Annotated in this window: 3 protein-coding genes; all 3 read left to right on the top strand. The window is 70.9% G+C overall.

What is annotated here, in order from left to right; genetic code table 11:
- Positions 1–132: 132 nt before the first annotated feature.
- From CCN42_RS05665 to CCN42_RS42475, 3 genes are read left to right on the top strand one after another with little or no spacing between them, the layout of a single operon-like run.
- Positions 133–399, top strand: coding sequence for a hypothetical protein (locus tag CCN42_RS05665; protein ID WP_086733408.1), 267 nt, complete (start codon positions 133–135; stop codon positions 397–399).
- The gene (locus tag CCN42_RS42480) at positions 396–536 is read left to right on the top strand and encodes a hypothetical protein (protein WP_158102066.1); all 141 of its coding nucleotides are present in this window, start codon (positions 396–398) and stop codon (positions 534–536) included. Before CCN42_RS05665 ends, CCN42_RS42480 begins: the two co-directional genes overlap by 4 nt.
- Positions 537–556: 20 nt before the next feature.
- On the top strand, positions 557–706 hold the full coding sequence (locus CCN42_RS42475) for a hypothetical protein (RefSeq protein ID WP_158102065.1): 150 nt from the start codon (positions 557–559) through the stop codon (positions 704–706).
- The last annotated feature ends 173 nt before the right edge of the window (positions 707–879 follow it).

Here is an 879-nt window from a genome sequence, read left to right as displayed (position 1 = left end):
CCGCCCCCTTTCCCGGCCGGGCCCCACCCCCTCTGGCCCTGCCGGAGGTCGTGTCCGCCACGGACCCCCTGCCACCGCGGGCACGGCCCCCGCACGACCAGCACCCCACCAACAGCCAGCGAAAGGACCACCGTGAACAAGCAGCGCATCAAGACCAACACCATCCGGACCACCGCCAACATCGCCTACTACGGCGGCACCCTCGGCGCCGGCGTCGCCTTCTACGAGCTGCTCAACCAGCCCAGCGCCTTCGGCATCGTCGCCGTCCTCGTCTTCACCCTCACCGTCGAGGGCCTCCTTAGCACCCTCATCGACGAAATCCTCGACGCCCTCACGGTCCAGCAGCCCGTCGACACCGCGGCCACCGTCTCCGCCAAGGCCGAGGGGAGCGCCCGATGACCGGACCCGAGTTCGCCGCCGCCCACGGCAACGACTCCAGCACCTGGACGTCCGCCGACTTCGAGGCCGAGATCAACCTCGCCGAGATCGACGCCCACACCACCCCCACCCCCGACGACTACCAGCACGCCGCCTGACCACCGAAAGGACCGACCCCATGCGCCAGACCCACCGCATCGACATCCGGCCCGCCCGCGGCGGCCGCAAGTACCAGTACGTGTGCACCTGCGGCGCCACCGGCTGGGAGACCGACAGCAGCACCCGCGCCCGCCAGATGGGCGAGCAGCACCAAGCCAAGGCCCGCTGAACCCCGCACCCACCATCCACCCCACACACCCGTGAGGAGCACCGTGAACACCCGCCTCGAACGCCGAACCCGGCAGGTCCCCCACACCGTCGACGGACCGTGCCAGGGCTGTCAGCATCCGACGCACCGGTACGGGCCGGGCGGGAACCCGCTTTGCGTGCTCTGTACCCGGT

Origin of the sequence: Streptomyces glaucescens (assembly GCF_002154375.1) — a bacterium.
GTDB classification, from domain to species: Bacteria; Actinomycetota; Actinomycetes; order Streptomycetales; family Streptomycetaceae; genus Streptomyces; species Streptomyces glaucescens.
Note: the sequence above shows the minus strand (reverse complement) of the source record. Positions and strands in the feature narration are given on the sequence as shown.